This window comes from Bradyrhizobium sp. CB2312 (genome assembly GCF_029714425.1).
Taxonomy (GTDB): domain Bacteria; phylum Pseudomonadota; class Alphaproteobacteria; order Rhizobiales; family Xanthobacteraceae; genus Bradyrhizobium.
The window spans coordinates 1,891,563-1,906,565 of sequence record NZ_CP121668.1 but is presented as its reverse complement, the minus strand read 5'-3'; the positions used below and the strand labels follow the sequence as shown (position 1 = coordinate 1,906,565).

Here is a 15,003-nt window from a genome sequence, read left to right as displayed (position 1 = left end):
GCGATGATCCGGCGATCAACTCTCGTGGTCGACGGACCGCTTGCGATACGGATGCAGCGCCTAAAGGCGGCGCGCGAAGGAAGCACCGGCCGTGAAATCATCACACTGCCACTCCTTGCCGCCCGTCTTGCCGGCGGATTCGTGGCGCCCATCGCGACCGACATTCTCTATCCCGCCATTCAGGCGGCGCTGGCGGCGGGCGGCTTCCGTGACCTCGGCCGTGTATCGAGCCTGCCGGGGATGCCCCGCGCGGTCCTTCAGTCGCTCATCGCGATCTGGCGCGCCGATATCGATCTTTCGTCCTTGCCGCACGTCGGCCGCTTCGCGGATCTCTGTCTCCTCGAAACACGCATCAGAGAACGCCTTCCCGCCTCCAGGATGCTGCCCCGCGATCTTCGCGACGCTGCATTAGCGCGGGCTAATTTTTCCAGCTCATTGCTCGGGCCGGTCACGCTTGATGGGATCGTTGAGATCGATGCCGTCTGGCGTCCCCTGCTCAACGAGATTGCGCGATTCACCGAGCTCTCCTGGAACATCCCAGGCCCGACGGAGGAGCAGGCGTGGTTCAAGGGCTTCCTCCACCGGCTGCCAGTAACACCGCAGGCGACATTCTCGGCCGAGACAAGCGCAGATCCCAAATCCGAGGTGGTGGAGGCGCTTCGCTGGGTGCGTCGGCTGCTGTCCTCCGGCAAGGCAAACGCGGAGGACATCGGAATTGCGGCGACGTCGACGACGGACTGGGACGACCATTTTCTCGCCCATGCAAATAGTGCGGGCCTACCCCTGCACTTCTCACACGGCATACCGGCGCTGAGCACGCCGGATGGGCAAGCCTGTGCCGCCTTGGCTGACGTTCTGACCACCGGTCTCAGCCAGGAGCGGATTTGGCGTCTCATCAGACGGCTGCCGCCACGGCCCTTCGCGGGCACCCTTCCGAAAGACTGGTTTGCCGGCATATCGCGCGGCGCGGGCCTGAGGACGCTTGAACAGTGGCGCGAGGCGCTCATCGCGGCGAGATCCCATCGCGCGGACGACATGGCTGCCGAAGATGCCTTGCTTCCGATTCTCGAGCTTCTCGCGCGCGGCCCTGAGGCCGGCCACGAAGCCGGCCGGCTTCTGCTCAGCGGCGCGAGCCTCGCCATGTGGAACGAAGCCTTGCGGAGCGCACCACCTCACTCCGTTTCGCTTTCGTTGCAGGCGATGCGGGTGCGCGATGGCCGGGACCCGGCGAACAGCGTTGTGTGGTGCCCTGCTTCGCATCTCGCTGCGAGCCCGCGACCGTTCACGCGACTCCTTGGCCTGACCAGCCGATCCTGGCCTCGGCTCGAGAATGATGATCCTCTGATCCCCCACCATCTTCTCGACCGCCAGATGCTGCATGGATTGACGACAGCAGATCGCGACCGCCGGCACTTCGAGGTCATCTGCAGTGGGACCCGCGAGCACTTGATCGTCTCGCGGCCACAGCGCAATGCAAAGGGGAGCATCCTGTCACCAAGCGCGCTCTATCCCGCGAACGAGCTGGTCCACAAGCGCGACCGCATCCCCGAGCATGCGTTCAGCGAAGCGGACCGGCTTCTGGCGCGGCCGCGCGATGCGGGGGCGCTCGAGCACGTACGACAGAGCCAATCATGCTGGCGCGCCTGGCAGCGGGACGAGACGCTGACACGCCACGACGGTTCGGTGGCAGCCGACCATCCCGCGATCCTGGCCGCTCTCGCCCGGACCCAATCGACGACGTCGCTTCAGCGGCTCCTGCGGGACCCGCTCGGCTACGTCTGGCGCTACGCGCTGGGATGGCGCTCCATCCGCCTGGAGGGCGAGCCGCTTCAGCTTGATCCGATAGCCTTTGGCGAACTGGTGCACGAGCTCATTGCCGGCGCGATAATACGGCTTGAGCCAAGGCTGGGCTTCGCGCGCGCCAACGCGGACGAAATCGAGGCCGCCATTGCGGCAGCATCCAGCAAGGTTCTGGCGTCCTGGCCGCTACAGCGGTCGGTGCCGCCAGCCATCCTCTGGCAACATACCGTGAAGGAAGCCGCTCGCCGCACGGCCAAGGGCCTTGCCTGCGACGATTCGACCAGGGCTGATACGAGGAGCTGGAGCGAAGTCCCGTTCGGCCAGGAGATGCGAACAGGCGGCGAATGGCCTTGGGATGAGACAGTCAAGGTTCCGATCGAGCAAGCGGGTCTTGTGTTTGGTGGTCGGATAGATCGGCTCGACATCCGCGCCTCCGGCGATGGTGCGCAGATCACCGACTACAAGAGCATCAAACCGCCGCCGAAGAGCCAGCGCATTGCGCTCGGACAAGGGCGTGAGCTCCAGCGCGTGCTCTATGCGATGGCCGTCAGGATTTTGCTCCCCGAGATCAGAACTATCGTCACAAGGCTGATCTATCTCGCCGACGAGCCGGCCAGGTTCGAATTGAAGGGCGACGAGCTTGATGCTGCAGTCGCGGAGGCCAACACCTATCTGGTCGCGGCCGTGCAAATCCTACGAAGCGGGCGGATTGCGCCGCGCTCGGAGCAGGACGCGGTCTACGATGATATGCGTCTTGCGCTGCCGGCGGACCGTGAAAGCTATCTCCGTCGCAAGGCCACCGACTTCCGTGCAGCCAGCCAGAAACTTGGCAAGCTCTGGTATTCGTCCAAATGACGCTGATCGACCAAGACAGTCGCCGTCGCGCGATGACCGACTTCACTTCGATCTTGCTGGTCGAGGCCGCCGCGGGAACGGGGAAGACCTCGCTGATGGCCGGTCGCGTCGCCATGATGCTGGCGAGTGGTTACTCCCCTGCGGATCTTGCCGCGATCACCTTCACCGAGCTCGCAGCAAGCCAGCTCGCGCGCCGCATAAAGGAGACCGTGGACCGGCTTCTCGCAGGTGACATACCCGACTTCATCAAACCCGTGCTTCCTGACGGCCTCTCGGCTGCCCAGCGCGCGGCGCTCTCTGCGGCGGCCCCGGGGCTGGACGAACTCACCGCGACGACGATCCATGGATTCTGCCAGGCCGTCATTCGCAGCCATGGCGTCCAGGCTGGCCTTGATCCCGGCGCCCGCATCGTGGACGAAACCGTAGCGAGCTCGCTATTCCTTGGCGAGCTGTCTGCATGGTTTTCGCGCAGGCTCGCCGCGGACGCGATCGAAGACGACCCCATCGTGGTTCTCGCGGAGCAGATTCCGCTGAAAGTCGTCGACCTCGTTTCCGAGCTTGCCTTGCTGCGGCGGAAGCACCCGGAAGCCGCACCAATATTGCCGCCGGAGGACGCGCGGCCCGATATCGTGTTTGTGCAGGCCGTCGATGATTTTGGCAGGTGGGAAGCAAGCACTGCCAATGACAAGCACGCGCGTGGCATCGCCCAAGAGCTGCGTCGGCTTGCGACACGATATGATCGCGTATTGGAGAGCCGCCCGAACTTCGCGGCACTGTGGCAACTCTGCGGGGGCGGTTCTTGCCGCCTGTTCAGAAAGGGCCTGCAGCTCAGGACGTATGAAGAGTCAGCGGAGCTCTTTGGTGCTTATCCCGGTGAGCACGCCAGCGAGATGGCGCTCTACCATTATCAGGCGGTCGATGACGCCTGGAACGAACTGATCGGGCACATTGCCGCCTCGCTTGTCTGTACGCTGTCGTCCTCGCTCGATCTGCTACTCGAAAGTTACCAGGCCCGAAAGCGCGCCGCAGCCGTCCTCGACTTCGACGACCTGCTCCTGCATGTGCGGTCTTTGGTCCGGGGTTATGAGGAGGTTCGCCGCGCGATCGGACAGCGATACAAGTATATTCTGGTCGACGAATTCCAGGACACCGACCGCGTCCAAAACGAGATCCTGTTCTCTATCGCCGCGACTGATGATCGTCCGGCACGCTGGGAAGACAGCCGCTTGCGGCCAGGCTCTCTCTTTCTGGTCGGGGATCCGAAGCAGGCGATCTATCGCTTCCGGGGCGCGGACATCGAGGCCTATGAGCTTTGTCGCCAGCTTATCAGCGCGCAGGAGGGCGGCGCCGTCATTGAGGTAACGGCAAACTTCCGATCCCAGCAGGCCATCATTGACCACGTCAATTCCTGCTTCGCGCCGGTGTTCGCACAGCCGGGCCAGCCCAAATATGTCGCACTTGCGCCGACCATTCCAGATCATTCGTACCCCGTGCCGTGCGTGACGCGGTTCACGGTCCAGGTGGCCACCGAAGGACGCATCTACGCCGAGATGTTCCGTGAGGCCGAAGCTTCAAAGGTTGCGGACATCTGTTCCCGCTTGATCGGAAACGTGATGATCAGACGCGCGGACAACACCTTCAGTCCCCTCCGTCCCGGGGATATAGCCCTTCTGACGCCCGGACACCGGGAGCTCTGGCGTTATGAGCGCGCGCTCGAGCAGCGCGGCTTGGCCGTATCGTCGCAAGCGGGTCAAACACTGATGCGGCGGCAGGAGACGCAGGATGTTTTCGCGCTCCTTCGCGTGCTCGCGGATTCCTCGGATACGCTCGCGTTCGGCGCCCTTATGCGCGGGCCACTGGTCGGGCTGAGTGACCAGGAACTCCTCGACATCACCGCTTCCCTGCCGGGGGGTGGGGAACGTCCGGAGTTTTTCAACGTGAGAACCGATCCCGCTTTGGTTCGGCATCCGGTCGCCCGATCAGTCCTCGTGATCTTGCAGGAGCTAAGGCGAAGAGCGGCAATCACGACGCCGAGCCAGATCCTGGCGGAGGCGGTCGAACGGCTGAACGTCCGCGTGATCATGGCGGCCCGTCACGGCAATCGCAACGCGCGCGCGCTCGCCAATCTGGACGCCCTTATCGAACGGGCACGCAGCTATGGGGTCTCGGGGCTTCCTACATTTGTCCGGAGCCTGCAGGCGGACTGGGAACGTAATGTGCGCGCGCCAGAGGGCCGCATCGATGCCGCCGAGCACGCGATCGAGATCATGACCATCCATACGGCAAAAGGTCTCGAGTGGCCGGTCGTGATCCCGATCAACTCAACGACGGAACTCTATCGGCCGGATCAGTTTGTGCATCGCCAGTCCGACAACACGCTGCACTGGATGGTCGGAGGGGTGGCGTCGCCGGATCTGGCGGTCGCACGCGCGGAAGAAAGCCGGGAAGACGCCAATCAACGCGAGCGAATCTGGTACGTCGCATCCACGCGTGCACGCGACCTGCTGATCCTCCCACATATCCCGCAGGCTTCGAAAAGCACGTGGTTTAGTTCGATCGACCTCCTCCAACGGGACATTCCCGAACTTGAGCTCTCGAACCTTTCGATCTCCGATGTCCGGCAGCCGGCGACATTCAGCAACGAACAATCGGCGGACGTGTTTGCGTTGGAACAGAAAAAGGTGAGGGATAGCGCGCCACCGATCGTCTGGCGCCGTCCGAGCGACCACGATCAGGATCGTCTCGACGATACGCTGGACGCGGTGGTGGTCTCTGACACGCTTGCCGAGCAAAGGGAAGTCGTGGGTGCTGGGGCATTGCGCGGGGTTGTCCTTCATAAGCTCATGGAGGAATTTTTGACGGGAGAATTGGAGGAAGACCAGGAGGCCGCGCTTTCGCGCGCACAGGTTCTACTCCTTCAGTTGCAGGCGGAGGCGGACGGTCGGCAGCAACTTCCGGATTCGGACGAAATGGCGCGGTGTGCGTTGCGCGCGCTCGCCCTGCCCGAGATCGCGGCATTGCGATCGTTTCTTGTCCCGGAGGTGCCCGTCTGGGCGGCATCTGCAGGGTATTTGGTCGCAGGCCGTGCGGACGCACTCGCGATTCGAGGCGAGCGGATCGAGGTGGCAATAGACTGGAAATCGGACGTCAATCCATCCGCAGCCACGCGAAATGCGTACGCCGGACAGCTGCGCGATTATGTGGTGGCGACGGGAGCAGAAAGAGGCTTGATCGTATTTCTCACGCTTGGCGAGATAGCGTGGCTTGAAGGTCGTCCATGAGGGATGCTGTCAAGCTCTTACGTCGCCTGAGAAAGTGATCAGGACGACGCTGTCCCGGATCGTTCGTGTCGCGGTTAGTTGCTTTTGGACTTAGCCTAAAGCAACGAATGCGCGTACCACCGAACGAATCGTATTGGGCCATCGGTTTACGCCGCCGAGGACAGGGGCGCCTTTTCAACAGCCTCGGGCTCCTCGAGCAGCTCATGGTCCGGCAAAGGATCATATCCGATGTTTTCGAATCGACGACACAAGCTCGCAAGGAAACGGATCTGGCGTCGCTTGAGATGCGTCGCACCCCAGCGATGAACTTTCTCGGCGAATTCCTGCTCGTGCTCTTGAAAGTCGAAGCGGCTGACATACGCAATTGCGCTCATCTCTGGGACCGAGTAGCCGGCATAATCCGCGAACGAGAGGGAATAGTGTTGAAGCCGCTTCAATACGGCCCACTCTTTCTCGGTGTAGACATAGTCCGGGGACCGCCGCACTTCGTCGGTGAGCCACTCAAATTCCCAGTCGTTCCAGTCGTTATATCGGTCGTGCAGAAGAGCTTTCGCGCTTGCGCGAAACTCGAGCGCTTCCGCCAATTTACGCTCAGCCTTGGTATTCCTCGCCATTGCATGCTCCGGGTTCGGAAGCAGACGCAACGCCAGTGCACAAGTACTGTATGAGGGGTGCAAAACTAGCCGATTCGACGGACTGTCGCCAAGTTCGATAGGTCCAATTCCCTGATTCGAGGAGATTTTCCGGAGTCAATGCGGCACGGAGGCTCGCCAGGCAGCCCTAGGCCAATCCTGCTGGCGATTTGCCGTAAATCGGTCACAGGGGTGCGGCGATTAATTCAGAACCCCTCGGTACGGACCGCTGTGGATAGCAGCTGTCTCTGACCTATCTATGCGGACACTGCGAGTGATGTCGAAAAAGGGCAGTACCGTCGCCCGTTCCAATATCTTCTCGAAAAGGGAGCGTGCGCCAACCCGGCACTGGCGACGCGCGATGGTGGTCAGCTTCATTTCGTTGGTGGCCATCATCGATTAGCTGCCCTCACGGTTTGCGCGAAAGGGCGCCCAACACGAAGCCGGGACGGCGACGACCCGCGGCAGAGCAAATGGTGTGGATCGGAACGCATGCGAACGGCGAACTGCCATTGTGAAGCTGCAGCTTCGCTCGCGTGCGTCATCCGCTGGCAGCACCCTCGCCCCTCGCCGCGCCTGACAGCGATCTACAGTGGCCTACGAACCCTGCCAGCCCTGGCTATGCGGGATCACGGGAGGGAGCCCCTCTCACTCATCCAGCCGGATGTGATCTGTGTTTGGTTGAAGGATCGTTGGGATCGCCGCAAGCTCGTACACCAATGACTTTACCTGTTGCACGATCCCGTTGCCTTCCACAGGTACGAAGAGCTCTGGTTTGAATACGCAAAGATTCTGTCCGGCGCTAATGCTGCTTTTGAAGGACACACCATCGAAACCTTTCTGCCGGAGACAATCCGCGATCAACTGGGTGATCGAATAGCGCGCCGTCTTCTCGGGGAGGACAGGCGTGGCCATTAATTGGTCCGCGGAGTAGAGAAAGTGAAATAGCTCAAGCTCGCGCTCGTTCCCGGCGAATTGCATGATGTCGGCATCGAGTGATGCGATCTTGATGTCCTCCCGGCATTCGAACTCGCCGATCGAAAGGAAATGTCCAGGATGCGGCCGAACCTCAGCCGCTGCGGTCGCGGCGTCGGAGGCAAGATACAGAAAGGAAACGCCTGCGCGATTTAACCTTCCCCCGGAGGCGCGCGGGGGCGGAGGCGCCCCCAACGATGTCCCGGTATAGGGTTGTCGCACAATCGAGCGTCGCCAGCCAAAATCAGAGTGATCTGCAAACTTCGCTTCGACGCCAATCCGCGCACGGAAGAATTTGGTGCCGCCCGCCACGACACGTGTCACGCGATCGGAAAACTCATCCAGAAAACCCAGCAAGTCTGGCTCAATATCGAAATGGTTCTGCCTGGCAAGCCGAGCGACGTACGACCTGAGGATCGGACTTACCTCTTCCTTCAGGGCGAAATTCATGCCCCGCACGTCATCGTCGTGCCCAGCGTAGATGGAGATGCCCTCATCCACAGGAGGGTACGGCTCCGCTGAAAGTAGCGCGTACAAGAATTCAATGCTGCGATCGGGCATCCGGGTTCGTGCCGTCGAGGACGAATCTTCCAAAATCGGATTGGGATTCACCAAGAGGCTTTCTGGCCCGTAATCACCGCCCCAATGATGGTTGTACTCATATTCGTTGTAGTAAAATCGAATAAGCGCGCTGATCAGATTGGTAAGTTCCCGCTTGCGCTCGGGCGCGCACGCCGCATAGGGATAACCGGTCTCCTGGCAGACTCCGCAGACCGGCCCCTCGACCGCGTGCAGCTCAACGAAACGCTTCAGGCTTGGATGCTTGGCGCAGTCCGCGCAAAGCGTTACGTCAACCGCATCCAGAGTTTCGGGGTCGAAGCCCTCGTATAGCTTGTGGACGTCTTTGTCAGACATGCGCTGTTGCCAGTTTGGGGCTTGCCGGTTGAGCTTGCCAAGCGTTTAAGAGCTTTTGCGGTTGTCTCGTCAACCTTAACTTTGAGACGGCAGCGTGCCGACAAACACGACGGAACCGGCCGCTGGAAAGGATCGTTGCGACATACTTCGCGCGGCAGAAAGCGGCGAGAGAACGTATAGCCAGGGAGGCACTGACTACTAATGAATGAAGGTGATCTTCCCGAAAGCTTCGTGGAAGCGCGAAAGCTTGGCTGCGTAAGCTCGTCGGACTGGCAATCCTATACGTGGAAGAACGAATTGTCCGAGCAACGACGCCGCATACTGCAACACCTTGAAGAGGTGTTGACCGATATCGACACGGAACATAATCCACTTCACATGCTCGAGCGAGCAATCGGCGTCGCCGCCGTTTGCATGCGGCGGCTGATCGAGCGCCGGCTCGTAACCGATCGATTTCGCGACTCGGAGCTCGATGTCCACGAAATTTCCGTCAAGGCAGATGTGGAATGGCGCGAGCCGTTCTTGATCCATACGGCTTCGGAAATCTTCAACAACTACGACATGAGAGCGCGCCATCCGGAGCGCCGGACGCCCAAGGTCATTTCCGACAAGATGCTGCACGCCCGCGTCATCGCGGTATTGTCAGGAAGTGCCTATTTGCCGGACGGGCTTCTGGTCGCGTCGGACACCCAGAGCAAGCGCAGCCTCTTTCATTTTACGCCGACAGAAATTGCCGCGGTCTTGGACTCATTTCTCACGGATTGCGTGCAATTCATGCAGGATGGTTTTGTCGACGTTGACACACACGGAACCGGCAAGGTCTTCGCCATCCGCGCATAGAGAGGCGCCAATCGCCCCCACTAGATTCTGACTAGTCTCCTTCACCCTGCGGCTCTGAAGGCGAAACTTCGTACGTTGAACGCCGCTTGATTGCTCACCACTAGGTGGGCTTCTTTTCTGCTTAACCTTCTAGGGTGTTCTTTTAGTCAACCGCCAGCTGCGGCTGCCCAGCTGAAGTCATAATGAGCGCTCAACAACTTCATTGCGACGACAGCAACGAGAACGCAGATGATTTGCAACAACGTTTTGGTCGAGAACACTCGATTGAAGAGCGTCATGAAGCCGCTCCTAGCGCTGGTGACCAAGCCGAATTCCCAGCTTGAGCGCCTTTTGGCGGAGTGAGCCTTCGGAGCGCTTTGTGAGCTTCGCAATTTTTGCAACCGGAGTCTTCGCTTTTGAATGAGCGCGCAGCTCCTTCACGTCGGCCTTTGTGTATTCGCGACGCACAGGTTTCTTCTTCGTAGCCGTCTTCTTTGCCTTCTTCGCCACTTTTAGCTCCTCGATTCGAGAGTGGGCGTACTAGCACAGCCGCATTGAGGCGCAACTCTCCATCAGTTGGCTCTATATCCTGGTCCGATGCGTGCTTCTCTCAGCAGACGCGGCCGATTTACCCATGCTGCCGAATTCTGACAGGAGCGCGATGATGCGGTAGTGAGCGGACGAGTTCGACTGGCTGAGCCGTGTCATCGAAATGAGTGACAGAGAATAGCGCGTTGAAAGTGGGTTGCTCCCTTAAATCGCACATCGATTAGTTCAACATGTTGGTTTCAAGGAGCGCCAGAAGTGAGCGCACCACTACTAACCATCGACGTCCGATCGTTGTCGTGACGATACGCCCAGCACCTATCAACTCGTAAAGCTTCGTGCGTCCCAGACCGGTCACTTCGCATGCATCGTCAATCGTGCAGGTGAGCCGCTGGGCGAATGGCGACGCGTTCAGTTCTGTGGCTTTCGGAGGAGATAGACTGACTTGTGACTGTTGTGCGCCAGTTTTCTCTCGTCGATTGTATCTCACGTGGCCCTCCTATTCGCACAGAGCTTGATATGAGAGTTGGCTGTGCGACGAGCAACGTCAATGCGAACATCCGAGGGCGCTGGCGTACGACAGCGCACGTCAGCGGCGGTTTGGATATTTCCGGACACCAAGGGCAACGGAGAGATTTTTCGCGAATGCGCCAGCCACAGTGAGGCATCGCGCCGAGGTTGGTTTGCCAATATTGGGAGCAAATTCCGCACGCGTTCGCTGCTGTTCACCAGCGTCTTATTCAACCAATATTCAACGAACGCGGCTAGCGGGCAACTAAGTGCCTGAATTTGCTGGCGCTCCCTAGGGGAATCGAACCCCTGTTTCAGCCTTGAGAGGACGACGGCAAAGCGCTTGAAGAAGGTGAGACTATTGAGCCACTCACCTCCGAACCGCGAACTGGCAACCGCACCAGTTTCGCACCAGAAACGACCTCATCGAAACGCAACAAACGCGATCGAACACAGGCGAAACCGCAGCAAAATCAACGAAGGTGATCGATAGTCTGCCGCTCATAACGGTCTGGTTGCAGGTTCGAGTCCTGCCGGGCCCACCACGCTTCGCCCTTCTGTGCGGACACTTTGAAAACGACTCGATTTCCGCTTTAAGAACGACTCGATTTCGTTTTGAAAACGACTCGATCCTAGATCCTCCTGACAGCACTAACGAATTTCCCTCGATTTTTTTTCGTCGATTTTTGAGCTCGAAAAAAGTCAGGGGGGTCTAATCACGCTCTTGCGTCCTCCGACACCTGCGAAATTGACCTGATCACCGATCGAGGAAGCCATGAAGCAACCAGCGACAAAGTTTGTGTTCCATGAGCAGGAAGTCGCCGGCGTTACGTTCCGGGCCGTAGTGGAGACGGGGCGCGTCGTACTGGAGATGGAGAATTCCAGCCGCAGGGAGTCAAGCGTTGACCTGATCGGCCGGGCATTCGCCCTGCCGTGTCTCTGCTATGCCGAGAAAGGCTGGCAGCGGCCCGGAATGATCTCAGGACCACCGGGCTGGGCCGTCTGCCACGACACCGCCCGCGAGCCCCGAATGTTTCTCGGGCACCTTCACGCCGACGACGTGCGGCTTCTGGCGCACGAATTCGGCCTCCACAACCTGGAGAGCCTGGGCTATCAGGTGGCATTCAAGGATTCAATCGCCGGACAAATGTTGAAGCAGATCATGCTCCACGAGTCCGGACGCGCATCGCTCTTTCGGAAGTCCGCTACTTTCCTTGATAGCTGGGCCGAGCAGGTCGTCTCTGAGGAGCCAACGCGGCCGGGCATGGATGCGATCTTTTGGCCTTAGAAATCAAGCATCCTGGCAGTAGTTCACAGCGAAAGGACCCAAGATCTACGCCAGCACAACTTCAACGCTGAAGCGGCGCCCAGCGACTTCCTGCATGCCGCCTAACTTGCTGAATTCGTCAGGGTCGCGCAGGTCACCGGAGTTGTAGATCAGGAAGACGAGCGTCTTCAGGTGCGGCCACTTCGCGTAAAGAACAAGATCCTGCGAGTATTCCTCGAAAATGCGTTTCTGATCTGACGGACCGTGAACGTACTTGATCTCGATCAGGGTACCGAGTTCTTCGACGGAGATATCCGCGCGGCTCGACTTCGTGCCGGCCACTCTCGGAAGTGGACCAGAACAAGGACATCAGGACCGCCAAGCGGATGGCGAAGGAGGTTTGATATGCCACTTAAGACAACCAAGTTCGACGTTCAGGACTATCTGAAGACGCCTGATCAGCAGGCAGCCTATCTGGAAGCAGCGCTTGATAGCGACGATCCTTCGTTCATTGCAGTCGCTATCGGAGATCTAGCTAAGGCTCGGGGAGTTTCAAAATTCTCTCGCGAAACTGGACTGAGCCGCGAAGCGATCTACAAGACGTTTCGCGCGGGCGGCAATCCAACGCTCGAGACGCTGAGCAAGGCGACGGTCGTTCTTGGCTACAAGCTAGCTCTTGTACCGAGAAGTCGGACGGTTGGCTCGTCGGCAAATAGCCGCCCGCGCGGTAAGCGCGCTACTGGCGCCACGGCAAAAAAGCTTGCTTGAGGCGCGGTCCCGACCTGGCGGGATGCGGCTGATGAGAGGAAGTCTTGATCTGGTCCTAATGTCAGCCGCGGGGCACGGCGGCGGGACCGCCTTGTGTGCCCGCGGCCACCCGCAGGGGCGGTAGACTCCGATTGAAGCAGAAAGACTCAGATCGAACGGCAAACGACAGCTTGTGTCGTTTCGCGTTCGATCTGAGTCTCGGAGCGAGAAAAGCCATTAATTTCAGTCGGGGGATTATGGCTCCTTCGGAGTCTATTCTGGTTCCATCGGAGTCAGGTAGCCAGAATTAGGGTTCCATTGGAGTCGCTTGGTCGGTCAGGCCAGATCGTACTGCTATGGCGAAGAATTAGGGCGGTGATGTCGAAGGATGAAGGCGCGTATCTAGCGCGAACGCTTCCTGAAGATGCTGCTGGTACGCGCCTTTCGCCCTGGTCGGGTCGAAGATCAGATTCCAGCTGTGATTGGACACCACACTTGGGATCACGACGAATTTGTGCTTGGCCAGGAGCGCATCCCCGAACGCCTGCTGGCCTGCGCCTGGGATGCCCGGTCGCAGCCAATTGGCGTTCGGAACGTCGGCAGGGCGAACAATATGAATGTCAGACACGTCGGCGATATGAAGCGCGGTCAACACGTGCGGGAGAGTGTCGAGTGCTTTGAAGCCTTTGTGAACCGCCACTTCGAGTATCGCGGTCGCTGGATCAAGCGCGCAATACACAACGCGAACGCCTTTGCTGTTCCACCGGCCGCCAACCTGGAATGCGCCTTCGCCACTATCCCAAGCCGACGCAAAGCGCGCCTGATCGAGGCGCCAAGCGATGAGCTTGCCACCTCCAAATGGCCCTACAGAAGGCGTCATGCATAGACGCCGTATGCGAGGCGTGTGAGGTACTGTTCAACGAGCTCGATGCCGGCCGGAGTGGCAAGCAGGTCGATCGGACGACGCTGGTCAAGACCGATGGCCGGACGCTCGAGCCACTGCTCGGCTTCTTCCTGCGAACCGAACACGTCGGTGGCCTTCGCCAGGATTTCGGCAAACTTCCAGGTCCGCCCACTTTGCTCCTGGCTGAGCGGCTTGTCCGGAGCGTCCTTGCGTCGCTGAAAGGTGCGAAGGCTCATTCCGAAGGCTTTTTCCAAAGAGTCCGTTTGAATGATAAGGAGGTGACGAACGAAGTGGGTCAACGCAGAGCCTGGCAGTCCGTCCAGCAGCAGTTCATGGGCGTCGAGGGCGCTTGTGATCCGGCGCGACAGGATGCGTGGCCCGCCGAGCAAATCGGCCACCTTCTGCAGATCATTGCCCGGCCCCTTTGGAGCCGGCTTCTCGGCCGTGGCAGTCATAGCAACCCTCGCGTCACGTGTCGCTAAATATACGTCACATGTCGCGACAAATCAAGCTTGGCCCTCCACGCGGTACCCCTGTCGTTTCGCATTCGATCTGAGTCCGTAAACCAGAAGGAGCAGGCGAGCCAGTTCGAGTCCTATTCTGGCTCCATCCGAGGCAGTCCAGCCGAATTTTGGTTCTATCGGGGTCGATCCCGGCTAGAGAAGGTTAGGACTGCGCAGCCGGGCTGGAAGCGGGTCGGCTAGAGCTGAGCCGTTGACATTCGGATAAAAACACGTATTTTACGTATTATGCCCATGCGTCTATTTTCTTCTTTGGACCTCCAGCAGCAGTCCGGTGAAATCCAGCGAGCTGCTGCTCAAGCGCCGGTCGTTATCACCAGCCACGGTAAGCCGCGCGCTGTAGTGATGTCGGTCGAGGAATTCCGCAGATTGAAAACCCTGGCTCGCGAAGAAATCCCGCTCGAAGCGATTGCACGGCAGCCGACAGTGTTCGGCCCCGAACCCGACGATGTGCTTGGCTATCCCGAGCACGACCCGGTCGAGGCCGTCCATCACATGGCAAAGGATGCCGCTGCTGGCATCAACCAGGACCTGGTGCGCCGAGAAGCCGACAGGTTTGCAAAGCACTTTGTTCGAGGCGCCAAGTGAACGCTCAGAGGTTCAGCGATAAAGATCCGATATTCCTCATCATGGATGCGCCGCCGATTGTGATGCTGTCGGCGATCGAGCGCCTGGATTGGCTGATGGAGCCCTGCGGCACGATCTGGATGACAGACATGGTCATGGAGGAAGTCACGCGCGATCCGGACTCGGGTAAGGATCCGCGGAGCCGCTGGCTTGCCTACACACGTTCGTGGATCGCCGCGAACAAATTCCGCATTCGTCGCGTGGAAACCGATACCTACAGAACGTACCAACTTGCGTTGGACGGCTGGAGGGCTCAGGGCTCGGATCCAGAGAGGAAGCCCAATTCCCGCGATCTAGGCGAAGCCATCATTATCCAGACGCTGAAGAGCTTTCGTGGCAAGGTGCAGCCGCGGCAGACAATCATCGTCCTTATGGACGAGTCCGATGGGCGAGACGCATTGAAGGGAATGCGCCGGATCAACCTCGATGTGTTCGGTACCCGCGCGTTCGTTGAGGCACTATACGCGCACTTTGGCATCGCGGAGGCCGAGCACGCATGGCAGGCAATCTTGAAAGTCATCACCGCGGATGAATCCAAGGATGACGATGATCCGTTCATCGTACGCCGAGCGATATAGGCCCGAAGGCGGGTTAGAGCCGATCG

General features: G+C 59.6%; 14 protein-coding genes. 7 read left to right on the top strand and 7 right to left on the bottom strand.

The annotated features are described in order from the left end of the window. Positions 1-3: 3 nt before the first annotated feature. Both QA642_RS09085 and QA642_RS09080 read left to right on the top strand, forming a co-directional pair. The gene (locus QA642_RS09085) at positions 4-2,655 is read left to right on the top strand and encodes a PD-(D/E)XK nuclease family protein (protein WP_283084353.1); all 2,652 of its coding nucleotides are present in this window, start codon (positions 4-6) and stop codon (positions 2,653-2,655) included. Then, positions 2,652-5,936 (top strand): UvrD-helicase domain-containing protein, encoded by a 3,285-nt coding sequence (locus QA642_RS09080; RefSeq protein ID WP_283084352.1) that lies wholly within the window; start codon positions 2,652-2,654, stop codon positions 5,934-5,936. Before QA642_RS09085 ends, QA642_RS09080 begins: the two co-directional genes overlap by 4 nt. A 146-nt stretch (positions 5,937-6,082) precedes the next feature. Here QA642_RS09080 and QA642_RS09075 read toward each other — a convergent pair whose 3' ends face one another. Together QA642_RS09075 and QA642_RS09070 are read right to left on the bottom strand one after the other, a co-directional pair. Then, positions 6,083-6,550, bottom strand: coding sequence for a hypothetical protein (locus tag QA642_RS09075; protein ID WP_283084351.1), 468 nt, complete (start codon positions 6,548-6,550; stop codon positions 6,083-6,085). A 666-nt stretch (positions 6,551-7,216) separates the two neighbouring features. Beyond that, complete coding sequence (locus QA642_RS09070; RefSeq protein ID WP_027543509.1) at positions 7,217-8,458, bottom strand: RES family NAD+ phosphorylase; 1,242 nt, start codon at positions 8,456-8,458, stop codon at positions 7,217-7,219. A 201-nt stretch (positions 8,459-8,659) separates the two neighbouring features. Between QA642_RS09070 and QA642_RS09065 the strand changes: the two genes are divergently transcribed. Beyond that, a complete protein-coding gene (locus QA642_RS09065; RefSeq protein WP_027543510.1) occupies positions 8,660-9,298 on the top strand; it encodes a hypothetical protein in 639 nt (212 codons plus the stop codon). A 146-nt stretch (positions 9,299-9,444) separates the two neighbouring features. On the opposite strand, the gene QA642_RS09060 is transcribed toward QA642_RS09065, so the two are convergent. Then, positions 9,445-9,576 (bottom strand): hypothetical protein, encoded by a 132-nt coding sequence (locus tag QA642_RS09060; protein WP_256374860.1) that lies wholly within the window; start codon positions 9,574-9,576, stop codon positions 9,445-9,447. Between the two features lie 10 nt (positions 9,577-9,586). Beyond that, the gene (locus QA642_RS09055; protein WP_057848204.1) at positions 9,587-9,787 is read right to left on the bottom strand and encodes a hypothetical protein; all 201 of its coding nucleotides are present in this window, start codon (positions 9,785-9,787) and stop codon (positions 9,587-9,589) included. Positions 9,788-11,108: 1,321 nt separating this feature from the next. Here QA642_RS09055 and QA642_RS09050 point away from each other — a divergent pair. Beyond that, complete coding sequence (locus tag QA642_RS09050; RefSeq protein ID WP_283084350.1) at positions 11,109-11,621, top strand: hypothetical protein; 513 nt, start codon at positions 11,109-11,111, stop codon at positions 11,619-11,621. A 45-nt stretch (positions 11,622-11,666) separates the two neighbouring features. On the opposite strand, the gene QA642_RS09045 is transcribed toward QA642_RS09050, so the two are convergent. After that, positions 11,667-11,942, bottom strand: a complete 276-nt coding sequence (locus QA642_RS09045; protein ID WP_283084349.1) for a hypothetical protein — start codon at positions 11,940-11,942, stop codon at positions 11,667-11,669. A gap of 63 nt (positions 11,943-12,005) precedes the next feature. On the opposite strand from QA642_RS09045, the gene QA642_RS09040 reads away from it, so the two are divergent. Continuing rightward, positions 12,006-12,368 (top strand): addiction module antidote protein, encoded by a 363-nt coding sequence (locus QA642_RS09040; RefSeq protein WP_283084348.1) that lies wholly within the window; start codon positions 12,006-12,008, stop codon positions 12,366-12,368. 346 nt (positions 12,369-12,714) lie between these two features. On the opposite strand, the gene QA642_RS09035 is transcribed toward QA642_RS09040, so the two are convergent. Beyond that, the gene (locus QA642_RS09035; RefSeq protein WP_283084347.1) at positions 12,715-13,227 is read right to left on the bottom strand and encodes an RES domain-containing protein; all 513 of its coding nucleotides are present in this window, start codon (positions 13,225-13,227) and stop codon (positions 12,715-12,717) included. After that, positions 13,224-13,706 (bottom strand): antitoxin Xre/MbcA/ParS toxin-binding domain-containing protein, encoded by a 483-nt coding sequence (locus tag QA642_RS09030; protein ID WP_057198597.1) that lies wholly within the window; start codon positions 13,704-13,706, stop codon positions 13,224-13,226. Before QA642_RS09030 ends, QA642_RS09035 begins: the two co-directional genes overlap by 4 nt. Before the next feature lie 300 nt (positions 13,707-14,006). Here QA642_RS09030 and QA642_RS09025 point away from each other — a divergent pair, with 300 nt between their 5' ends. Beyond that, complete coding sequence (locus tag QA642_RS09025) at positions 14,007-14,360, top strand: type II toxin-antitoxin system prevent-host-death family antitoxin (RefSeq protein WP_167767542.1); 354 nt, start codon at positions 14,007-14,009, stop codon at positions 14,358-14,360. Further along, positions 14,357-14,977 (top strand): hypothetical protein, encoded by a 621-nt coding sequence (locus tag QA642_RS09020; protein WP_283084346.1) that lies wholly within the window; start codon positions 14,357-14,359, stop codon positions 14,975-14,977. Before QA642_RS09025 ends, QA642_RS09020 begins: the two co-directional genes overlap by 4 nt. Positions 14,978-15,003: the final 26 nt, after the last annotated feature.

Bases quoted from the DNA above. Each gene is read 5' to 3' on its own strand.
- QA642_RS09085 (WP_283084353.1), top strand. From the start codon at position 4: ATGATCCGGCGATCAACTCTCGTGGTCGACGGACCGCTTGCGATACGG.
- QA642_RS09080 (WP_283084352.1), top strand. From the start codon at position 2,652: ATGACGCTGATCGACCAAGACAGTCGCCGTCGCGCGATGACCGACTTC.
- QA642_RS09075 (WP_283084351.1), bottom strand. From the start codon at position 6,550: ATGGCGAGGAATACCAAGGCTGAGCGTAAATTGGCGGAAGCGCTCGAG.
- QA642_RS09070 (WP_027543509.1), bottom strand. From the start codon at position 8,458: ATGTCTGACAAAGACGTCCACAAGCTATACGAGGGCTTCGACCCCGAA.
- QA642_RS09065 (WP_027543510.1), top strand. From the start codon at position 8,660: ATGAATGAAGGTGATCTTCCCGAAAGCTTCGTGGAAGCGCGAAAGCTT.
- QA642_RS09060 (WP_256374860.1), bottom strand. From the start codon at position 9,576: ATGACGCTCTTCAATCGAGTGTTCTCGACCAAAACGTTGTTGCAAATC.
- QA642_RS09050 (WP_283084350.1), top strand. From the start codon at position 11,109: ATGAAGCAACCAGCGACAAAGTTTGTGTTCCATGAGCAGGAAGTCGCC.
- QA642_RS09040 (WP_283084348.1), top strand. From the start codon at position 12,006: ATGCCACTTAAGACAACCAAGTTCGACGTTCAGGACTATCTGAAGACG.
- QA642_RS09035 (WP_283084347.1), bottom strand. From the start codon at position 13,227: ATGACGCCTTCTGTAGGGCCATTTGGAGGTGGCAAGCTCATCGCTTGG.
- QA642_RS09030 (WP_057198597.1), bottom strand. From the start codon at position 13,706: ATGACTGCCACGGCCGAGAAGCCGGCTCCAAAGGGGCCGGGCAATGAT.
- QA642_RS09025 (WP_167767542.1), top strand. From the start codon at position 14,007: ATGCGTCTATTTTCTTCTTTGGACCTCCAGCAGCAGTCCGGTGAAATC.